19 protein-coding genes are annotated in these 17,565 nt (G+C 64.7%); 12 read left to right on the forward strand and 7 right to left on the reverse strand.

Annotated elements, in window-relative coordinates; all coding sequences use genetic code 11:
* Positions 1-7: 7 nt before the first annotated feature.
* Together HV765_RS25875 and HV765_RS25880 are read left to right on the forward strand one after the other, a co-directional pair.
* Positions 8-550 carry an MOSC domain-containing protein gene (locus HV765_RS25875; RefSeq protein ID WP_054422508.1) on the forward strand — a complete coding sequence of 181 codons (543 nt, stop codon included), beginning with the start codon at positions 8-10 and terminating at the stop codon, positions 548-550.
* 126 nt (positions 551-676) lie between these two features.
* Entirely contained in the window at positions 677-1,111 is a 435-nt protein-coding gene (locus HV765_RS25880) for a hypothetical protein (RefSeq protein WP_054422507.1), read from the forward strand.
* Between the two features lie 33 nt (positions 1,112-1,144).
* Here the strand turns inward: HV765_RS25880 and HV765_RS25885 are convergent, their stop codons facing one another.
* Positions 1,145-1,522 carry a hypothetical protein gene (locus HV765_RS25885; protein WP_175171442.1) on the reverse strand — a complete coding sequence of 126 codons (378 nt, stop codon included), beginning with the start codon at positions 1,520-1,522 and terminating at the stop codon, positions 1,145-1,147.
* A gap of 88 nt (positions 1,523-1,610) precedes the next feature.
* Positions 1,611-2,921: a dicarboxylate/amino acid:cation symporter gene (locus tag HV765_RS25890; RefSeq protein WP_175171443.1), complete on the reverse strand. Its 1,311-nt coding sequence runs from the start codon at positions 2,919-2,921 to the stop codon at positions 1,611-1,613.
* A gap of 364 nt (positions 2,922-3,285) precedes the next feature.
* Between HV765_RS25890 and HV765_RS25895 the strand changes: the two genes are divergently transcribed.
* Both HV765_RS25895 and fba read left to right on the forward strand, forming a co-directional pair.
* Positions 3,286-4,185, forward strand: coding sequence for an SMP-30/gluconolactonase/LRE family protein (locus tag HV765_RS25895; protein WP_054422506.1), 900 nt, complete (start codon positions 3,286-3,288; stop codon positions 4,183-4,185).
* A gap of 205 nt (positions 4,186-4,390) precedes the next feature.
* Complete coding sequence (gene fba / locus HV765_RS25900; RefSeq protein WP_054422505.1) at positions 4,391-5,455, forward strand: class II fructose-bisphosphate aldolase; 1,065 nt, start codon at positions 4,391-4,393, stop codon at positions 5,453-5,455.
* A 127-nt stretch (positions 5,456-5,582) separates the two neighbouring features.
* On the opposite strand, the gene HV765_RS25905 is transcribed toward fba, so the two are convergent.
* On the reverse strand, positions 5,583-6,038 hold the full coding sequence (locus HV765_RS25905; RefSeq protein WP_175171444.1) for a GFA family protein: 456 nt from the start codon (positions 6,036-6,038) through the stop codon (positions 5,583-5,585).
* Positions 6,039-6,288: 250 nt separating this feature from the next.
* Here HV765_RS25905 and HV765_RS25910 point away from each other — a divergent pair, with 250 nt between their 5' ends.
* The 6 genes from HV765_RS25910 (at position 6,289) to HV765_RS25935 (ending at position 10,989) form a co-directional block, all read left to right on the forward strand.
* Positions 6,289-7,170 (forward strand): phosphoribosylaminoimidazolesuccinocarboxamide synthase, encoded by an 882-nt coding sequence (locus HV765_RS25910; protein ID WP_054422503.1) that lies wholly within the window; start codon positions 6,289-6,291, stop codon positions 7,168-7,170.
* A 186-nt stretch (positions 7,171-7,356) separates the two neighbouring features.
* Positions 7,357-7,515 carry a DUF5993 family protein gene (locus tag HV765_RS25915; RefSeq protein WP_175171445.1) on the forward strand — a complete coding sequence of 53 codons (159 nt, stop codon included), beginning with the start codon at positions 7,357-7,359 and terminating at the stop codon, positions 7,513-7,515.
* A 10-nt stretch (positions 7,516-7,525) separates the two neighbouring features.
* Positions 7,526-8,098 (forward strand): disulfide bond formation protein B, encoded by a 573-nt coding sequence (locus HV765_RS25920; RefSeq protein ID WP_054422502.1) that lies wholly within the window; start codon positions 7,526-7,528, stop codon positions 8,096-8,098.
* A 105-nt stretch (positions 8,099-8,203) separates the two neighbouring features.
* Positions 8,204-8,725 (forward strand): 5-(carboxyamino)imidazole ribonucleotide mutase, encoded by a 522-nt coding sequence (purE, locus tag HV765_RS25925; protein ID WP_054422501.1) that lies wholly within the window; start codon positions 8,204-8,206, stop codon positions 8,723-8,725.
* A gap of 5 nt (positions 8,726-8,730) precedes the next feature.
* The gene (locus HV765_RS25930; protein WP_175171446.1) at positions 8,731-9,921 is read left to right on the forward strand and encodes a 5-(carboxyamino)imidazole ribonucleotide synthase; all 1,191 of its coding nucleotides are present in this window, start codon (positions 8,731-8,733) and stop codon (positions 9,919-9,921) included.
* A gap of 15 nt (positions 9,922-9,936) precedes the next feature.
* The gene (locus HV765_RS25935; RefSeq protein ID WP_054422499.1) at positions 9,937-10,989 is read left to right on the forward strand and encodes an L-threonylcarbamoyladenylate synthase; all 1,053 of its coding nucleotides are present in this window, start codon (positions 9,937-9,939) and stop codon (positions 10,987-10,989) included.
* Positions 10,990-11,092: 103 nt separating this feature from the next.
* Here HV765_RS25935 and HV765_RS25940 read toward each other — a convergent pair whose 3' ends face one another.
* The 4 genes from HV765_RS25940 to HV765_RS25955 all read right to left on the reverse strand — a co-directional run bounded on the left by HV765_RS25940 (position 11,093) and on the right by HV765_RS25955 (position 14,389).
* Positions 11,093-11,920: an IclR family transcriptional regulator domain-containing protein gene (locus HV765_RS25940; protein WP_054422498.1), complete on the reverse strand. Its 828-nt coding sequence runs from the start codon at positions 11,918-11,920 to the stop codon at positions 11,093-11,095.
* Positions 11,920-12,606 (reverse strand): 3-oxoacid CoA-transferase subunit B, encoded by a 687-nt coding sequence (locus tag HV765_RS25945; RefSeq protein ID WP_054422497.1) that lies wholly within the window; start codon positions 12,604-12,606, stop codon positions 11,920-11,922. The genes HV765_RS25940 and HV765_RS25945 overlap by 1 nt, the downstream gene beginning before the upstream one ends.
* A 10-nt stretch (positions 12,607-12,616) precedes the next feature.
* On the reverse strand, positions 12,617-13,297 hold the full coding sequence (locus HV765_RS25950) for a 3-oxoacid CoA-transferase subunit A (protein WP_054422496.1): 681 nt from the start codon (positions 13,295-13,297) through the stop codon (positions 12,617-12,619).
* A 63-nt stretch (positions 13,298-13,360) separates the two neighbouring features.
* Positions 13,361-14,389 carry a Bug family tripartite tricarboxylate transporter substrate binding protein gene (locus HV765_RS25955; protein ID WP_175171447.1) on the reverse strand — a complete coding sequence of 343 codons (1,029 nt, stop codon included), beginning with the start codon at positions 14,387-14,389 and terminating at the stop codon, positions 13,361-13,363.
* Between the two features lie 379 nt (positions 14,390-14,768).
* On the opposite strand from HV765_RS25955, the gene HV765_RS25960 reads away from it, so the two are divergent.
* Together HV765_RS25960 and HV765_RS25965 are read left to right on the forward strand one after the other, a co-directional pair.
* On the forward strand, positions 14,769-15,791 hold the full coding sequence (locus HV765_RS25960) for an amino acid ABC transporter substrate-binding protein (protein WP_175171448.1): 1,023 nt from the start codon (positions 14,769-14,771) through the stop codon (positions 15,789-15,791).
* Positions 15,792-15,992: 201 nt separating this feature from the next.
* Positions 15,993-17,552 (forward strand): acetolactate synthase large subunit, encoded by a 1,560-nt coding sequence (locus tag HV765_RS25965; RefSeq protein ID WP_054422493.1) that lies wholly within the window; start codon positions 15,993-15,995, stop codon positions 17,550-17,552.
* The last annotated feature ends 13 nt before the right edge of the window (positions 17,553-17,565 follow it).

Consider the following 17,565-nt stretch of genomic DNA (forward strand, 5'->3'; position numbering starts at 1 on the left):
AACCGCGATGCATCCGATCGTGACCGCCGTGGCGCTAAGCGCCACGCACACGTTCAGCAAGCCGATTGTGCCGATGATCATGTTGATTGAAGGCTTGGGTGTGGAGGGGGATGCCCATCTGGGCGTGACCGTCAAACACCGGTCCCGCGTGCGGGCCGACCCGACGCAGCCCAACCTGCGTCAAGTGCATCTGATTCAGGCAGAGTTGCATGACGAGTTGCAACTGGCCGGATTCAACGTGGCCGAGGGCACGATGGGCGAAAACATCACCACGCGGGGTATTGATTTACTGGCCCTGCCGCGTGGGGCGCGGCTGCGCATCGGCGCCGATGCCGTGATCGAGATCACCGGCCTGCGCAACCCCTGCGTGCAACTGGACCATTATCAGAAAGGTCTGACGGCCGCGGTGCTGGGCCGCAACCCCGACGGCAGCCTGCAACGCCGGGCGGGCGTGATGGGAATCGTGATTGAAGGCGGGGCGGTGAGCCCGGGCGACACCATCCGCACCGATCTGCCCGCACTGCCGCATTGGCCGCTGGAACGCGTATAGGGGCAAAAACATCGCCAGCAGTCACAGACGGGCCGCCGCGCATCTGGTTAAATGGCGAAATGGCGTAACGGCCTAAGGCGCAGCCGACTCTTTCACGGCTCGCTATCCCATCTTCCGGAGCGCGCGATGGCACGATTCAATTTCACCCAAGACCCCGAAGAACCCGATCTGTGGGCGGCCGAAAACGTGCCTGCCGGCGATGGGCGTCCTCCCATTCACGTCATGATCCAGACGGATGGCGAAGAGCCCGATAGCGGCGCATCCAAGGTGGTCAAGGGCATCATCGACAATCTGGACGATCACATCCTGGCAGCGGCCGAGTTCCTGCTGGATAACTATTCGTACGAGCACTGCAAGAAGCTGGGCATCGAAGACGATCAACTGCTGCAGGAAGAAACGGCGGAAGCCATGGCGGAAAAAGCCGTGCTGCGCGCGTTGTGGCTGTTCGACGAAGACGGCGACGGCTACGAACTGTGGTTCACGTTGCCCTGGGACCCGGTCCACACCTACGACGTCGAATTCGAAGACGGCGCACCGGTGTCCTGCTCGGTCAACGACTAAGCAAATCTGCCGCCACGCGGCATCGAGCTGGTCTTAACGGACCAGCTCGAATTTCGTCGCCAGGCTTTGCCCCAGCGACTCATCGTAGCGATAACGCAGCGTGATCGGGCGGCCCTTGCGGATCTGGCCGGGCGGCGTGTTGTCCAGCGACACATCAATCTCGCGGTCCACAAATTCGGTGCAATCGGTATCGGCGCGCGCGCCGTCCGGAATGTCGGCCGACTTGACCTTCAACTTGAACGTGGTTTGAGACAGCTCCGTGCCATCGGTGCGGTATTGACGCATCTGGACGGCAGGCGTGGAAGCCGTGCCGCTCAAGTCGCAGGAGATGCGCGTCCAGGCGTGGGCGGCAGGTGCGGCGGCCATCACGGCGATGGCCGCGAGAATGCCGCGCAGGGGGTGGGGTGTCATGGCATGCGGGTAGCACGTGGCGCTGGGGCGCGACGCGCCGGCGGGTGGCAACAGGGATTCCTATGTTGCTCCCGCCGCTGCGCGCCGGTCAAGCGTTGTCGCGGGCCTCGGCCACGTTCATTTGAGCGGCCGGGCTGGCCACTGCGGCCTGCTCATCCTGATTATTCTGGTCACCCTGGTCACCTTCCAGTTTGGCGATGACGGCGGTGGCCAGGCTGTTGCCCACCACGTTGGTGGCCGTGCGGCCCATGTCGAAGAACTGGTCGATGCCCATGATCAGCAGCAGGCCGGCTTCGGGCAGGTGGAACATCGGCAGGGTGGCGGCCACCACCACGAGCGAGGCGCGCGCCACACCGGCCATGCCCTTGCTGGTCACCATCAGCACCAGCAGCAGCGTGAGCTGCTGCGAGAAGCTCATCTCGATGTTGTAAGCCTGCGCGATGAACAGCACCGCGAACGACTGATACATCATCGAGCCGTCCAGGTTGAACGAGTAACCCAGCGGCAGCACAAAACCCGAGATGCGCTTGGACACGCCAAAGCGTTCCAGCGCTTCGATGGTCTTGGGGTATGCGGATTCGCTGCTGGCGGTAGAGAAGGCGAGCAGGGTGGGTTCCTTGATCAGCCCGCCCAAGCGGCGCGTGGACTTGCCCAGGAACAGGTAGCCGACGCCAAACAGAATGGCCCACAGCAGCGCCAGGCCCAGATAGAACTCCCCGATCAGCTTGCCGTAGCTGACCAGCACGCCCAGGCCTTCGGTAGTGATGGCGGCGGCCATGGCGGCGAACACGCCCAGCGGCGCAAAGCGCATCACGTAGTCGGTCACGCGGAACATGATCTTGGCCAGCTCGTCGATCATGTTGTAGATCGTGTTGTGGCCCTTGCTGCGAATGAACGACAGCGCCGCGCCGAAGAACAGCGAGAACACCAGAATCTGCAGGATCTCGTTGTTGGCCATCGCTTCGGCGATGCTCTTGGGGAACACGTGCGCAATGAAGGCCTTGAGCGTGAAGTCGCCCGTCTTCAGACCCGATGTGATGCCCGCGTCCGGAATCGCCAGGTTCATGTGCGCGCCGGGCTGGAAGATATTGACCAGCATCAGCCCAAGCAGCAGCGAGATTGCCGACGCAGAGATGAACCAGACCATGGCGCGCAGGCCGATGCGGCCCACAGCATTGGCGTCGCTCATGCTGGCCAGACCGGATACCAGCGTCGCGAACACCAGCGGGGCGATGATCATCTTGATCATGCGCAGGAAGATGTCTGTGATCAGGCTGAAGTACGACGCAATGTCTGCGGCATGTTTCGCGTCTTGCGCCGTCTTATTGCAGAGGTAGCCCACCAGGACGCCCAACACCATGGCGATGCCGATGTAACGCGTCAGCTTCTTTGTATTCATGATCAAAACGGAAACGAGGGACCTGTCGCTCGGCCCGCATTCGGGGCGCGGCCCGCCGGCATGGGGCGAGGCAGGACGGGGTCCGGTGAGACGGATATGCCAGGGGCCCCGAGAGCGCGGGTTTTCCCTTGGGGCGCGATGTTAACGCCGCAAACCTGACAGTTAGTTGTCAGCTTGGGGACGCATCGAGTGTTGATTCCCAGGGGGCCAGGGCGATGGGTTGGATACGTTTCGTATCAATATTCCGAGCTCCCCGAACCCTCGCCGCCCATGCCAGAATGGGCCCGCTCCGGCGCCTTCTGACGGCCAGGGGCGCACCGATAAGAACCGGCCCCGACCGGGGCGATAAATAGGAGACAAGGCAATGCCGAAACGTGAATTGTCCGTGCTGGCGTCCGGGTACACGTACCTGGAAGGGCTGCGGTGGCACGAAGACCGCCTGTGGGCGTCGGATTTCTATACCGAGCAGGTGATCGCCGTGGATCTGGCCGGCAAGGTCGAACAGATCTGCCGAGTGCCGCAGCAGCCTTCGGGCCTGGGCTGGCTGCCCGATGGCCGCTTGCTGATCTCATCCATGAAAGACCGCAAGGTGCTGCGCCGCGAGAAGGATGGCACGCTCGCCGTGCATGCCGACTTGTCAGCGCTGACGGGCGGCCCTATCAATGACATGGTGGTGGATGCCGAAGGCCGGGCCTATGTGGGCAATTTCGGTTTTGACCTGATGGCGGGCGAGCCGGTCGCGACGACGACGCTGGTGAAGGTGGACACGGACGGCGTGGCGCAAGTGGTGGCCGACGGGCTGTGCTTTCCCAACGGCTCGTTCATTACCCCCGACGGCAAGACGATGATCGTCAACGAAACCTTCGGCAACCGCATTTCCGAGTTCGACATCCTGGCCAACGGTGCGCTGGGCCCCCGGCGCGACTGGGCGAACTTCGGCGCCTTGCCCGACAGCGACGACTTGTCAGTGCTGATCGCGGCGTCGGCCATCGGCCCCGACGGCGGCGCGCTGGACGCGGAAGGCGCGGTGTGGGTGGCGGACGCCATCGGCAAACGAATCGTGCGGGTGGCGCGCGGCGGCCAGATTCTTGAGCAGATCGACACCGGCGAATTCGGCATCTTCGCCGCAGCGCTGGGCGGGCCGGACGGCTGCACATTGTTCATGGCCGCAGCACCGGACTTCATCGAAGCCAACCGCCGCGCCAAACCCGAAGGGCGCATTCTGATGACTCGGGTAGACGTGCCGCACGCCGGCCGGCCTTGATCGCGGGCGAGGGTCCAAACGGGGCCGTCGCCCCTTTGTCCATCCCTCGTCCGGGGGATGCGACCTAGCCGCCGAGCAGCGCGCCATCCTCTGAATGGACCGGATACGGCCGGTTGCAAGACCTTTCAGCGATTCCCCCGTAAAATCACCCCATTCAGCAGGACTTCAACCATCTTTCCATAGACAGTACTTAGGAGGACCACTCATGGCCCTAGTCTCCATGCGCCAGTTGCTCGACCACGCCGCCGAGAACGGCTACGGCATTCCGGCTTTCAACGTCAACAACCTGGAACAAGTCCAGGCCATCATGGAAGCCGCTGCGGAGACCGACAGCCCGGTGATCATGCAGGCGTCGGCCGGCGCGCGTAAGTACGCGGGCGAAGGCTTCCTGAAGCACCTGATCCAGGCCGCAGTGGAATCCTACCCGCACATCCCCGTCGTGATGCACCAGGATCACGGCCAGTCGCCCAAGGTCTGCCAAGGCGCCATCGACCTGGGATTCTCCAGCGTGATGATGGACGGTTCGCTGAAAGAAGACGGCAAGACCATCGCCGACTACGACTACAACGTCGAAGTCACCAAGAAAGTCGTGGACATCGCCCACAAGCTGGGCGTGACGGTTGAAGGCGAACTCGGCTGCCTGGGTTCCCTGGAAACCATGGAAGGCGACAAGGAAGACGGCCACGGCGCCGACGGCAAGCTGACGATGGACCAGCTGCTGACCGACCCGGAACAAGCCGCCGACTTCGTGCGCCGCACGCAGCTGGACGCCCTGGCGATCGCCATCGGCACCAGCCACGGCGCCTACAAGTTCACGCGCAAGCCCACGGGCGACATCCTGTCGATCTCCCGCATCAAGGAAATCCACGCCCGCCTGCCGAACACCCACCTGGTGATGCACGGCAGCTCCAGCGTGCCGCAGGAACTGCTGGCCGAGATCCGTGAATTCGGCGGCAACATGAAGGAAACCTACGGCGTGCCGGTCGAGGAAATCCAGGAAGCCATCAAGTACGGCGTGCGCAAGATCAATATCGACACCGATATCCGTCTGGCCATGACCGGCGCGATCCGCCGCTTCTTTGCCGAGAACCCGGAAAAGTTCGACCCGCGTGAATACCTGAAGCCCGCCCGCGCCGCCGCCCGCGCGATCTGTGTGGCTCGCTACACGGAATTCGGCACCGCCGGCAACGCCAGCAAGATCAAGGCGCTGCCGCTGACCGACATCGCCGCGCAATACGCGTCGGGCAAGCTGTCGCAAGTGGTGCAATAAGCTCTGCCGTGCGCCGTCCTCGGGCGGCGCACACAAGCAAAAGGGGCGGCCTCGCATGGGGCCGCCCCTTTTTTTATGCGGGTGCGATGCAGTCTGAATAGGACTATGCAGTGCAGTCTGAATAGCGCTATCCCGCCGGCGAGTTCTTGGGAAAGTGCGGCACGTTGCGGTCCACGTGGTGCCAGGACGGCGCCGAGCTCGTCCACAGGCTGGCCTTGGCGTGGAAGGCTTCCGGGTCGTCCAGCGACCCCGCGCGCACCACTTCGTACCCCATGCCTTCCGAGCCGCCGAACAGCGGCGTGCCACAGGCGGCGCAGAAGCTGCGCATGACGGTGTGGCCGGAATCGCCCTTGTAGCGGTGCTCCTTGGCCTGGCCGCGCAGCATCGTGACCGAGCCGGCGGGGAAGATCAACGCATGGGACGGGGCGCCGCCGCTGGAATACTGGCAGTCCCGGCAATGACAGGTGGCCGCGGTGATGGGCTCATCCGTGACGGCGTAACGGACGGCGCCGCACTGGCATCCCCCCGTCAGATGAACCTGCGCGTCGGCGTGGGACGGGCGTTTTTGGGATGCATCCTGCATACGACGTTGTCTCCTCCAGGGGTATTGGGGGGCGCCGTAACGCGGGTCGCGGTCGGCGCGCATGTTGGAACGCAGCCAGACTAACCTGCTGCCCGCCGCCCGGCAAGACGGGCTTATTTGCAGTAATCTATGCGCTTTGCACGACCCGCTTTCCAGCGCCCGGTCGGCTCTGAAGTTTCCAATTTCGTTCTACTTCCCGCCCTGGCGCTGCCCGAGGCGGGAATCTTCATTTTTGCCATAGGCCATTCCCGTGACTTCTGCTTTGCATCAATCCAGCATCAAGTCCTTGCCGCTGCTGGGCCGCGGTAAGGTGCGCGATATGTACGCGGTGGGCGACGACAAGTTGCTGATCGTCGCGTCGGATCGTATCTCCGCCTTCGACGTGATTCTTGACGATCCCATTCCCGGCAAGGGACAGGTGCTGACCGAGCTGACCGAATTCTGGTTGCAGAAGCTGGCCCACATCCTGCCGAACCACTCCACGGGCGTGAAGCCCGAAGACGTGGTGGCCCCGGACGAAGTTGACCAGGTGCGCGGCCGCGCCGTCGTCGTCAAGCGCCTGAAGCCGATCCTGGTGGAAGCGGTTGCCCGCGGCTACCTGATCGGTTCCGGCTGGAAAGACTACCAATCCACCGGCGCCATCTGCGGCATCAAGCTGCCCGCCGGCCTGCAACAGGCCAGCCAGTTGCCCGAACCCATCTTCACGCCCGCCGCCAAGGCCGAATTCGGCATGCACGACGAGAACGTGGATTTCGCGCACGTGGTCAAGGAAGTCGGCCAGGAAATGGCCGAGCGCATCCGCGACGTGACGCTCAAGCTGTATGCCGAAGCCGCCAAGTTCGCCGCCACCAAGGGCATCATCATTGCCGACACCAAGTTCGAATTCGGCCTGGACGACAACGGCACGCTGCACTTGATGGACGAAGTGCTGACGCCCGATTCCTCGCGCTTCTGGCCGGCTGACGGCTACCGCGTGGGCATCAGCCCCCCGTCGTTCGACAAGCAGTTCGTGCGCGACTGGCTCGAAACCCAAACCTGGGACAAGACGCCGCCCGCACCGCGCCTGCCGCAGGACGTGCTGGAAAAGACCGCCGCCAAGTACCGCGAAGCGCTGGACCGCCTGGTCGCCTGACCCGGCAAGCTCTGCGCTGTCAAAAACCCGCTCCTGTGTTGAGCGGGTTTTTTTCGCCGGTTGCCGGCGGTTCTTGCAGCCCGATCGGCCCCGGCAATAGGGGGTTTTCGATAGGAAATATGTCGGATTGTTACGCTATACTCGTCGGTTGCCTTCGCAGAACGTCCGACGACAGGAGCCTTCCGCATGATCATGATGTTGCCTTTTCTGACCGGATTGGTCGCGGTGTGGTTTGGCGTGGCGGGTAAACGCCGCCCGTGCGTGACCTTCTGGGTGCTGACGTTGGTGATCTTCGCCGCTTGGTGCCAGCACCACATGACCAGCCCGCTGGCGCTGTCGCTGTAAGGGCCAAGCCATGATCTTCTCCCGCAATCCAGCGCGCGGCTCGCGCGTCTTGAACGGCCTGGCGCTGCTGGGTGTGACCGGCATTCTTGGCATGGCGTTTGCCTGGCAGATCGTCTATGACGAGCTGCCTTGCCCGCTTTGCCTGCTGCAACGCGTCGCGCTTATCCTGGCCGGCGTCGGCTTCCTCTTGAACATGCGCCTGGGGCCATCGCCCATGCACTACGCGATGAGCATCGCCGCATCGCTGGGCGGCATGGTCGCCTCTGGCCGGCAAGTCCTGCTGCACATGGCGCCCGGCGACCCGGGCTATGGCTCGCCCTTTCTGGGCATGCACTTCTATACCTGGGCGTTCATCGCATTCGCCGCCATCATCGTTTTCAGCATCCTGATGCAGACCGCCGACCGCAAATGGGGCGACAGCATGCTGAAAAAGCCGGTGCCCATGCTGGGCGTGGTGGTCATGGCCCTGTTTTTCATCATGACCCTGGCCAACGTTGGCAGCACCACGCTAGAGTGCGGTTTCGGGCCTTGCCCGGACGATCCCACCACCTATCTGTGGCTGCCGTCTTCGGCCACGCCGTAGCCTGTCGCGCGCGCCGGGTAAAATACCGGGTTTCGCGGATACGTTCCGCGGTCCTTTGACATTCCGCGGGCGGGTTTCCGCGGTCTTACCTCTTTGACACCGGTTATGACAGCCAAGACTTCCGCAGCGGCAGAGGCCACCCCCGTGGTGGGCGTGATTATGGGATCTTCCAGCGATTGGGAGGTCATGAAGCACGCGGTCACCATGCTTGAGGACTTCGGCGTGGCCTACGAGGCGCGCGTGATTTCCGCGCACCGCATGCCGCAGGACATGGCCGAGTACGGCGCTGCGGCGTACGACCGCGGCCTGCGCGGCATCATCGCCGGCGCCGGGGGCGCGGCCCACTTGCCGGGCATGATGGCGGCGCTGACCGAAGTGCCGGTGTTTGGCGTGCCGGTGCCTTCCAAATACCTGCGTGGCGAAGACTCGCTCTTGTCCATCGTGCAGATGCCCAAGGGCGTGCCGGTGGCCACCTTCGCCATCGGCGAAGCGGGCGCGGCCAACGCAGCGCTGCACCTGATCGCCACGCTGGCGGGCACCGATGCCGGTTTGCACAAGAAGCTGGTGGCCTTCCGCGCGCGCCAGACGCAAGCCGCGCGCGACATGAAGGTTCCGCCCGAGGCCTGATCCGTATGACTCAATCGACTTCTTTCATGATTGCTCCCGGCGGCTGGCTGGGTTTGCTGGGCGGCGGCCAACTGGGCCGCATGTTCTGCCACGCGGCGCAAAGCCTGGGCTACAAGGTTGCGGTGCTGGACCCGGCCGACGAATGCCCCGCCGGCATGGTGGCCGACCTGCACATTCAGGCCGCCTACGATGACGAAGCCGGCCTGGCCCGGCTGGCGCAGACCTGTCAAGCCGTCACCACCGAATTCGAGAACGTGCCTGCCGACAGCCTGCGCACGCTGGCCACGCGCTGCCGCGTGAGCCCGGCCGCTGACGCCGTGGCCATCGTGCAGGATCGCATCGCCGAAAAAACCTTCATCGCTTCGCAAGGCATTCCCGTTGCGCCGCACGCCGCCATCCGCAGCGAAGCCGATGTGCGCGCCGCGTCCGACGCGCTGTTTCCCGGCATTCTGAAAGTGGCCCGTCTGGGTTACGACGGCAAGGGCCAGGCCCGCATCAACACGCGTGACGAAGCGCTGGCGGCGTTTGCCGAGTTCGGCGGCGTGGCGTGCGTGCTGGAAGCGCTGATGCCGCTGGATTATGAAATCTCGGTCGTGATTGCACGCGGTTTCGATGGCGCCACCGTCGTGTTCCCCGTTGCGCGCAACGTGCACCGCGATGGCATCCTGGCGGTGTCCACCGCAGCGCCCGTGGAATCGGACGCGGCCCATGCAGAACGGCAGGCCCGCGCCACCGATGCGGCAAAAGCCATCGCGCAAGGCCTGGGTTACCACGGCGTGATGTGCGTGGAATTCTTCGTGCTGCAAGACGGCAGCCTGATCGTCAACGAGATCGCGCCGCGTCCGCACAACAGCGGCCACTACACGATGAACGCCTGCGTCACCAGCCAGTTCGAGCAACAGGCGCGCGCCATGGCCGGCTTGCCGCTGGGCAGCGCCGCGTTGATGGCGCCGGCCGTCATGCTGAACATCCTGGGCGACATCTGGTATGCGTCCGAGTCCGCCACCACGCAGCGCGAACCCGATTGGGCCGCCGCGCTGGCGGTGCCCACGGCCAAGCTGCATCTGTACGGCAAGCGCGAGGCGCGCCGTGGCCGCAAGATGGGCCACATCACCATCGTGGCGCCCACGCTGGAACAAGCCCGTAGCGATGCCGCCCGCGTGGCGGCCGCGCTGGGCATGCAAGCCCCCGAGTAACCCGCGACGATCCTGATGTCTTCCTTGCCCCCGCCCGAGTCCGCCAACGCCGCGGAGATTGCCCGCGCCGCCCAACGCTTGCTGGACGGCGAGCTGGCCGCCTTTCCCACCGAGACCGTCTACGGTCTGGGTGCGGATGCGGAAAGCCCGCAGGCGGTGGCGAAGATCTACGCGGCCAAGGGCCGCCCGTCGAACCATCCCGTCATCGTGCACATCGCGCCTGATGGCGATGTGTCGTATTGGGCGTCGCAGGTGCCGCCCGAGGCGCGTCTGCTGATCGACGCGTTCTGGCCCGGTCCGTTGACGCTGATTCTGAAGCGCGCGCCGCATATCGTTGACACGGTAAGCGGCGGGCAGGACAGCATCGGCATCCGCTGCCCATCGCATCCGGTGGCGCAGGCGCTGCTGGCGGCGTTTGCTGCCGGCAAGCCGAACGGGCAGGGCGGTGTAGCCGCGCCATCCGCCAACAAGTTCGGCCAGGTGTCACCCACGCGGGCCGAGCACGTGAAGAGCGAATTCCCCGACGAAGTGGCTGCCGGCATGCCCGTGCTGGAAGGCGGCGCATCGGAAGTGGGTATCGAATCCACCATTCTGGATCTGTCGCGCCTGGATCGCGGCGCCGGCCCCGTGCTGCTGCGCCCGGGTCACATCAGCGCGGCGCAAATCGAAGCGGTGTTGGGCGTGCAGGTGTTTGCCCCGGACGCCGCCGCACCGCGCGCATCCGGCACGCTGAAAGCGCACTACGCGCCACGCACGCCGCTGGAGCTGGCCTCCGACGCGCGCCTGCAAGACGTGGCCCAGGGCCGCAACCTGCCGGCAGGCAAGGTGGTGGTGGTGGCGTATGGGGACAAGCCCGCCTCGTTGGACCCGCGCTTGCAATGGCATGCCGTGCTTGCGGACCCGGCGCGTTATGCGCAAGCCTTGTACGGCCTGCTGCGCGATCTGGACAAACAGGGTTATGCGCGCATCATCGTGCAAGCGCCGCCGGCAACAGACGAATGGCACGCGGTCAACGACCGCATCGGCCGCGCGGCCGCTGCGTTTACGTTGGACACGACGGATTTGTGATTGCAGGCTGGATGTCGCGCGGACCTGTCGTCGCGCGGCCCTATCGTCGCGTGGCCCTGTCGTTACGCACGGGAAGCCCTGCATCGCGCGTCATCCGCTGCATTCACGCCACCAAGAACTCTCCGATTCTCTCCACCGCTTGCCGCAACGGCGGCAGGAATTCATCCGTCAATCTCGTCAACGGCACCCTGGCCGCTTTGACGCTGACGTTCACCGCGCCGCAGGCTTTGCCGCTGGCTGAGCGCACGGGCACCGAAATCGCCCGCACATTCAATTCCAATTCCTGGTCGACGACCGCGTAGTCCTGCTCGCGGATACGTTCCAGTTCCACGCGCAGTTTCGCTTCGGTGATCAGCGTGAATTCCGTATAGGGCTGCAAATCGGTCGCGGCGAAGTAGCGCGCCAGCGCCGGCTCGGGCAATTGCGCCAGCAGCACACGGCCGATCGACGTGCAGTATGCGGGCAGGCGGCTGCCCAGTCCCATCGATGTGGCCAGCAGGCGGTTCACTTCGGAACGCGCCAGGTACAGCATTTCATTGCCTTCCATGATGGCCAGCGCGCAGGTCTCGTTGACGGTGGCGCTTAACTCTTCCAGCACGGGCTGGGCCAGCGACACGAACGGCGTGGATGAGAAGTACGCGTACCCCAAACCCAAAATGCGTGGCGTCAGCACGAACAGCCGGCCGTGTTGCTCGGCAATGCCCAACAGCACCAGCGTATGCAGGCAGCGCTGCACCACCGCACGCGGCAGCCCGGCGCGCCGGCTCAGTTCGGCGGCGGTTTGCGGATGGCGGCGCGTGCCGAACGCGCGGATCACGTGCAGGCCGCGCGCCAAGGTCAGCATGTAATCAGGATCGCCACGGAACTGATCAGGATGATCCTCCGCGGCCAGCGGCGCGGCGTAGCCGGGCGGAGGCAGGTTGGGCAGCATCAGCGTGCGTGCAGCGGTGCGCCCGTGCGCGATTGCAGTTCGGATAGCGTCATGCCGTCGATCATATCCCGAACCACCAGGCCTTCTGGCGTGACGTCGATGACGGCAAGGTCCGTGTAGATGCGGTCCACCACGCCCGCGCCGGTCAGCGGATAGGTGCAGCGTTCAACGATCTTCGGATCGCCGTTCTTGCTGTTGTGCTCCATCATGATGAACACGCTGCGCGCGCCCACCGCCAGGTCCATCGCGCCGCCCACGGCCGGGGCTTCGCCGGGTTTGGCCAGCGACCAGTTGGCCAAATCGCCATTGGCCGCGACCTGCATGCCGCCCATCACGCAGATGTCCAGATGGCCGCCGCGCATCATCGCGAACGAATCCGCGTGGTGAAAGTACGAGCCGCCGGTCAGCAAGGTCACGGGCTGCTTGCCGGCGTTGATGAGATCCAGATTGATGGCGTCGTCAGCAGGCGGCGGGCCCATGCCCAGGATGCCGTTTTCGCTGTGCAGCACGATCTCGCGGTCATCGGGCAGATGGGCCGCCACCAGCACCGGCATGCCGATGCCCAGGTTGACGTAGCTGCCATCGGGAATGTCCAGGGCCAGGCGGCGCGCCATGGCCTCGCGGGTCAGGGGTTGATACGCCCGAGGGCTGGAAGTCTGCGGGCGGGACGTCGGGGAAAGAGTCATGCGGATTCCTTCAGCTGGAGAAGGCGGCGTGGGCCACCTCGGTGATGCGCTTGACGAAAATGCCCGGCGTGACGATGGCTTCGGGCGGCAGCTCGCCCAGCTCGGCTTTGGCGCGCACCTGCACGATGGCGGTCTTGGCCGCCATGCACATGATGGGGCCGAAGTTGCGCGCGCTCTTGTGATAAGTCAGGTTGCCCCAGCGGTCGCCCTGGTCGGCTTTGACCAGCGCAAAATCACCATGCAGCGGCGTTTCAAACACGTGGCCGCGGCCGTTGATGATGCGGGTTTCTTTGCCTTGCGCCAGCTCGGTGCCGTAGGCGGTGGGCGTGAAGAAACCGCCCAGCCCGGCGCCCGCCGCGCGCAGCCGTTCGGCAATGGTGCCTTGCGGCACGCATTCCAGTTCGATGCCGCCGCGGCGGTACAGGTCGTCGAACACCCAGGAGTGCGACGCCTTGGGAAACGAGCAGATCACCTTGCGCACGCGTCCGGCCTTGATCAGCGCGGCCAGCCCCGTTTCGTGATTGCCGGCGTTGTTGCTCACTACCGTGAGTTCGCGCGCGCCCTGGTCGATCAAGGCGTGGATGAGTTCGGTGGGCATGCCCGCGCCGCCAAAGCCGCTGATCAGCACCGTGGCGCCGTCGTGGATATCTGCGACCGCGTCGTCGGGCGTGTCGATGAATTTATTGATCATGATGACTCCGAGGCGGCGCGACGCTGCTGCGGCATTCCGGCCGCACCAGCGCCCGCCGCGCGTTCAATTCACGGTAATGCCCGCCTGCTTGATGATCTCGGCGTAGCGTGCCGAGTCGGTCTTCATCAGTTCTGCGAATTGCGCCGTCGTGCCGCCGACAGGCAGGAAGCCGGCATCCACGAACTTCTGCTTCACGTCGGGTTCCTTCACGATTTCACTGATCTCGCGCGCCATGCGTTCGATGATCGGCTTGGGCGTGCCGGCCGGCGCCATCAGACCGGCCCACGAGCCCGTCACGAAGCCGGGCATGCCGGCTTCTTCCATGGTGGGAATGCCGGGTTCGGTCGGCCAGCGTTCCTTGCCAGTGAACGCCAGCGCCTTCAACCGGTTCTGCTTCACGTATTGCATCGGCACCAGGATCGGGTCGAACACCATGGAGACGCGTCCGCCCAGCAGGTCTGTCAGGATCGGCGCGCTGCCCTTGTAGGCCACGTGCGTCATCGTGAGCTTGTTCTGCAAGGCGAAGTCGGCGCCGGTCAGGTGCGCGCTGGAGCCATTGCCGCTGGAGGCGTAGGTCAGTTTGTCGGGGTGCTTGCGGCCATAGGCCACCAGATCGGCCACCGTTTTCACGGGCAGGTCTTCGGACACGAACAGGAACAGCGGCAGGTCGGCCATCTGCACCACCGGCGTCAGGTCGGCGGGCGCATAGTTGAGCTTGTACAGGTGGAAGTTGATGATGTAGGCCGGCAGGATGGACAGGAAGGTGTAGCCATCGGGGTCCGACTTGGCGGCCATTGCCGACCCCACGCTGCTGTTCGCGCCGGGCTTGTTTTCAACGATGATCGTCTGCTTTAAGCGCGGCCCCAGCTTTTCCATCACGATGCGGGTCACGATGTCGGTAGACCCGCCCGGGGTATACGGCACGATGATCTTGATGGGTTTGGACGGCCAGTCATCGGCCGCATTAGCGGGGCCGGTGGGGCCGGCAACCAGGCCGACGGCCGCCAGCGCGGACCACAACAAGGTTTTCAGGGCCAGACGGCGCGGGGCGGCGGCGTGGCGGCGAGGCTGCGGCGTGACTACACGTGCCATGGATTTGTCTCCTCCATGAATCGACCGAATATCGATGCGCGCCCGGGTTTTTTTTTGTGGCGCGCTCGGCGTTTTTTAAGATGTTGCGGCGGTGCCGCGCGGGGATGACGCCCATGCCGTATATCGGACATCGGCGCGAAAAAAGTATGGCATGCAAGGCGGTGCACCAAGAGGTGAATCAGTCTGATTAAGTTCGATCACCGGACAAATGCCGTGGGCGTGCCAACTTGTCACGCCTCGGGTTTTCACTAGGCCGCATCGCGTTGTTCACGCCGTGGACATCGCTTAATCTGGCGAGCGGCCCAGCAAAACAGGGCCCCGGTTTTCAGCCGGCGCCGGCTTACAAGCCGCCCGGCCATCCCTTTCAGGAGAAGCAGCGATGAAGCGGTCTATCTTGTTTGCAGCCGGCGCCTTGGCCCTGGCTTGCGCGTCCCAGGCCGCCGTGGCCGGCCCCACGCTGGATGCGGTGAAGAAAAAAGGGTTCGTGCAGTGCGGCCTGACCGACGGCGTCTCCGGTTTCTCGGCCACCAACAGCAAGGGCGAATGGGAAGGCATGGACGTGGACATCTGCCGCGCCGTGGCCGCCGCCGTCTTCGGTGACGCAAGCAAATTCAAAGGCACCGCGCTGTCGACTCAGCAACGCTTCACCGCGCTGCAATCGGGCGAAGTGGACGTGCTGCTGCGCACCGTGACGCTGACGCAGACGCGCGATACCTCGTTGGGCCTGTCCGCCGTGGCGGCCAGCTTTTATGACGGCCAGGGCATTCTGGTGAACAAGAAGCTGGGCGTCAAAAGCGCCAAGGAACTGAACGGCGCCACGGTTTGCGTGCAGCCGGGCACCACCACCGAACTGAATCTGGCCGACTGGTTCCGTTCCAACAACATCGAATTCAAACCCGTCGTGATCGACAAGGTGACTGAAGTGGTCCGCGCCTTTGAGTCGGGCCGCTGCGACGCCTTCACTGACGACGCTTCGCAACTGGCCGCCGTGCGCGCGACGCAAGTCGCTAACCCGAACGACTTCGAAATTCTGCCCGAACGCTTCTCGAAGGAACCGCTGGGCCCCATGGTGCGCCAGGGCGACGAGAACTGGCTGGGCATCGTGCGCTGGACGCTGTTTGCGCTGCTGGAAGCCGAGGAATACGGCATCACGCAAAAGAACGTGGATGAGATGCTCAAGAGCAATAACCCCAACGTCTTGCGCATCCTGGGCGTGACGCCGGGCGCGGGCAAGAACATGGGCCTGGATGAAAAGTGGGCCTACAACGCCATCAAGGCGGTCGGCAACTACAGCGAAGTGTTCGAACGCAACGTCGGCAAGGACAGCAAGCTGGGCCTGCAACGCGGCACGAACGCGCTGTGGAATCAGGGCGGCGCGATGTATCCGTGGCCCATCCGCTGACCGGGCTGCCTTGACCGCCACCACGGCCCGCCCCACGCGGGCCGTTTTTATTGCATGATTCCGGCAGACGGAACACAGGCGGAATGGTTCCATGTCCGCAAGCTGAAATGGCTCTATCGCGATGCGGATACGCTACCTATCATGCATATCAGGCGGGCGCGCATGCGCCCGCATCGCCATTGAAAACGACTAGGGAAAATCATGAACGGCGCTGACAGTCTTTGCGATACCTTGCTGGCCAACGATGTGGACGTGTGCTTTGCCAACCCCGGCACGTCTGAAATGCACTTTGTCGCGGCCTTGGATCGCAAGCCCAAGATGCGTTGCGTGCTGGGTCTGTTCGAAGGTGTGGTGACGGGCGCGGCCGACGGTTACGCGCGCATGGCCGACAAGCCGGCCGCGACCTTGCTGCATCTGGGCCCCGGCCTGGGCAATGGCCTGGCCAATCTGCACAACGCCAAGCGCGCCCGCACGCCCATGGTCAACATTGTGGGCGACCACGCGACGTACCACGTGCAATACGACGCCCCGCTGACGAGCGACGTCGAAGGCGTGGCGCGCCCGATGTCGCACTGGGTCAAGCGCACGATGACGGCCGCCGCCGTTTCCGCCGATGCCGCCGAAGCCATCGGGGTCGCGCGCCAGTCGCCCGGCAACATCGCCACGCTGATCCTGCCTGCCGATACCGCCTGGACCGATCTGCCTGACACTGCCCCCGCGCCCGTGCAGGTGAAAGACGCGCCGCTGGCGCAGACCTCTGCCGAGGCCGTGCGCGCGGCCGCCGCCGCCATCCGCTCGGGTGAAGTCACCGTGCTGATGCTGGGCGGCGCGGCGCTGCGCGAGCGCGCACTGAACGCCGCGGGCCGCATCGCGCGCGCCACCGGCGTGCGCCTGATGTCGGAAACGTCCAACCGCCGCATCGAACGCGGCGGCGCGCGCACGCCGGTTGACCGCCTGCCGTACCCCATCGACATGGCCGTGGCCAAGCTGAAAGACGTCAAGCACCTGGTGCTGGCAGGCGCGAAGGCGCCGGTCGGCTTCTTCGCGTACCCCGGCAAGCCCAGCCTGCTGGCCCCGCCGGACAGCAACCAGGTGGTGCTGGCCTCTGCTGAACAGGACTTGGCCCACGCGCTGGAATGGCTGGCGGATGAGCTTGGCATCGCCGCCGACGCGCCGCGCCTGGCCACGCCGGCCGCGGCCTATGAAGTGCCGTCGTCCGGCAAGCTGACGGGTGCCGCCGTGAACATTCTGGTCGCACACACCTTGCCCGAACAGGCCATCGTGTGCGATGAGTCCATCACGCAAGGCCGTGAATTCCCGATCTACAGCGCCAGCAGCGCCCCGCACGATTGGCTGATGCTGACGGGCGGCGCCATCGGTATTGGCCTGCCCATGGCCACCGGCGCCGCTGTGGCGTGCCCCGACCGCAAGGTCATCACGTTGCAGGCGGACGGCAGCGGCATGTACACGCTGCAAGCCTTGTGGACGCAGGCGCGTGAAAACCTGAATTGCCTGACGGTGATTCTGGCCAACCGTTCCTACGCCACGCTGCACGGCGAAATGAAAAACGTGGGCGTGAAGGAACCGGGCCGCAACGCGCGCCGCATGCTCGACCTGGAAGAACCGTATCTGGACTGGACGCATCTGGCGCGCGGCATGGGCGTGGAAGCGGTCAGCGTGGATACGGTTGAAGGCTTTGCACGCGCACTGGCCGACGGCCTGAAGCGCCGTGGCCCGTTCCTGATCGAAGCGGTGATCTAAGGCGGGCGTGTTT

The organism is Achromobacter kerstersii, assembly GCF_902859595.1.
Taxonomy (GTDB): Bacteria; Pseudomonadota; Gammaproteobacteria; order Burkholderiales; family Burkholderiaceae_B; genus Achromobacter; species Achromobacter kerstersii.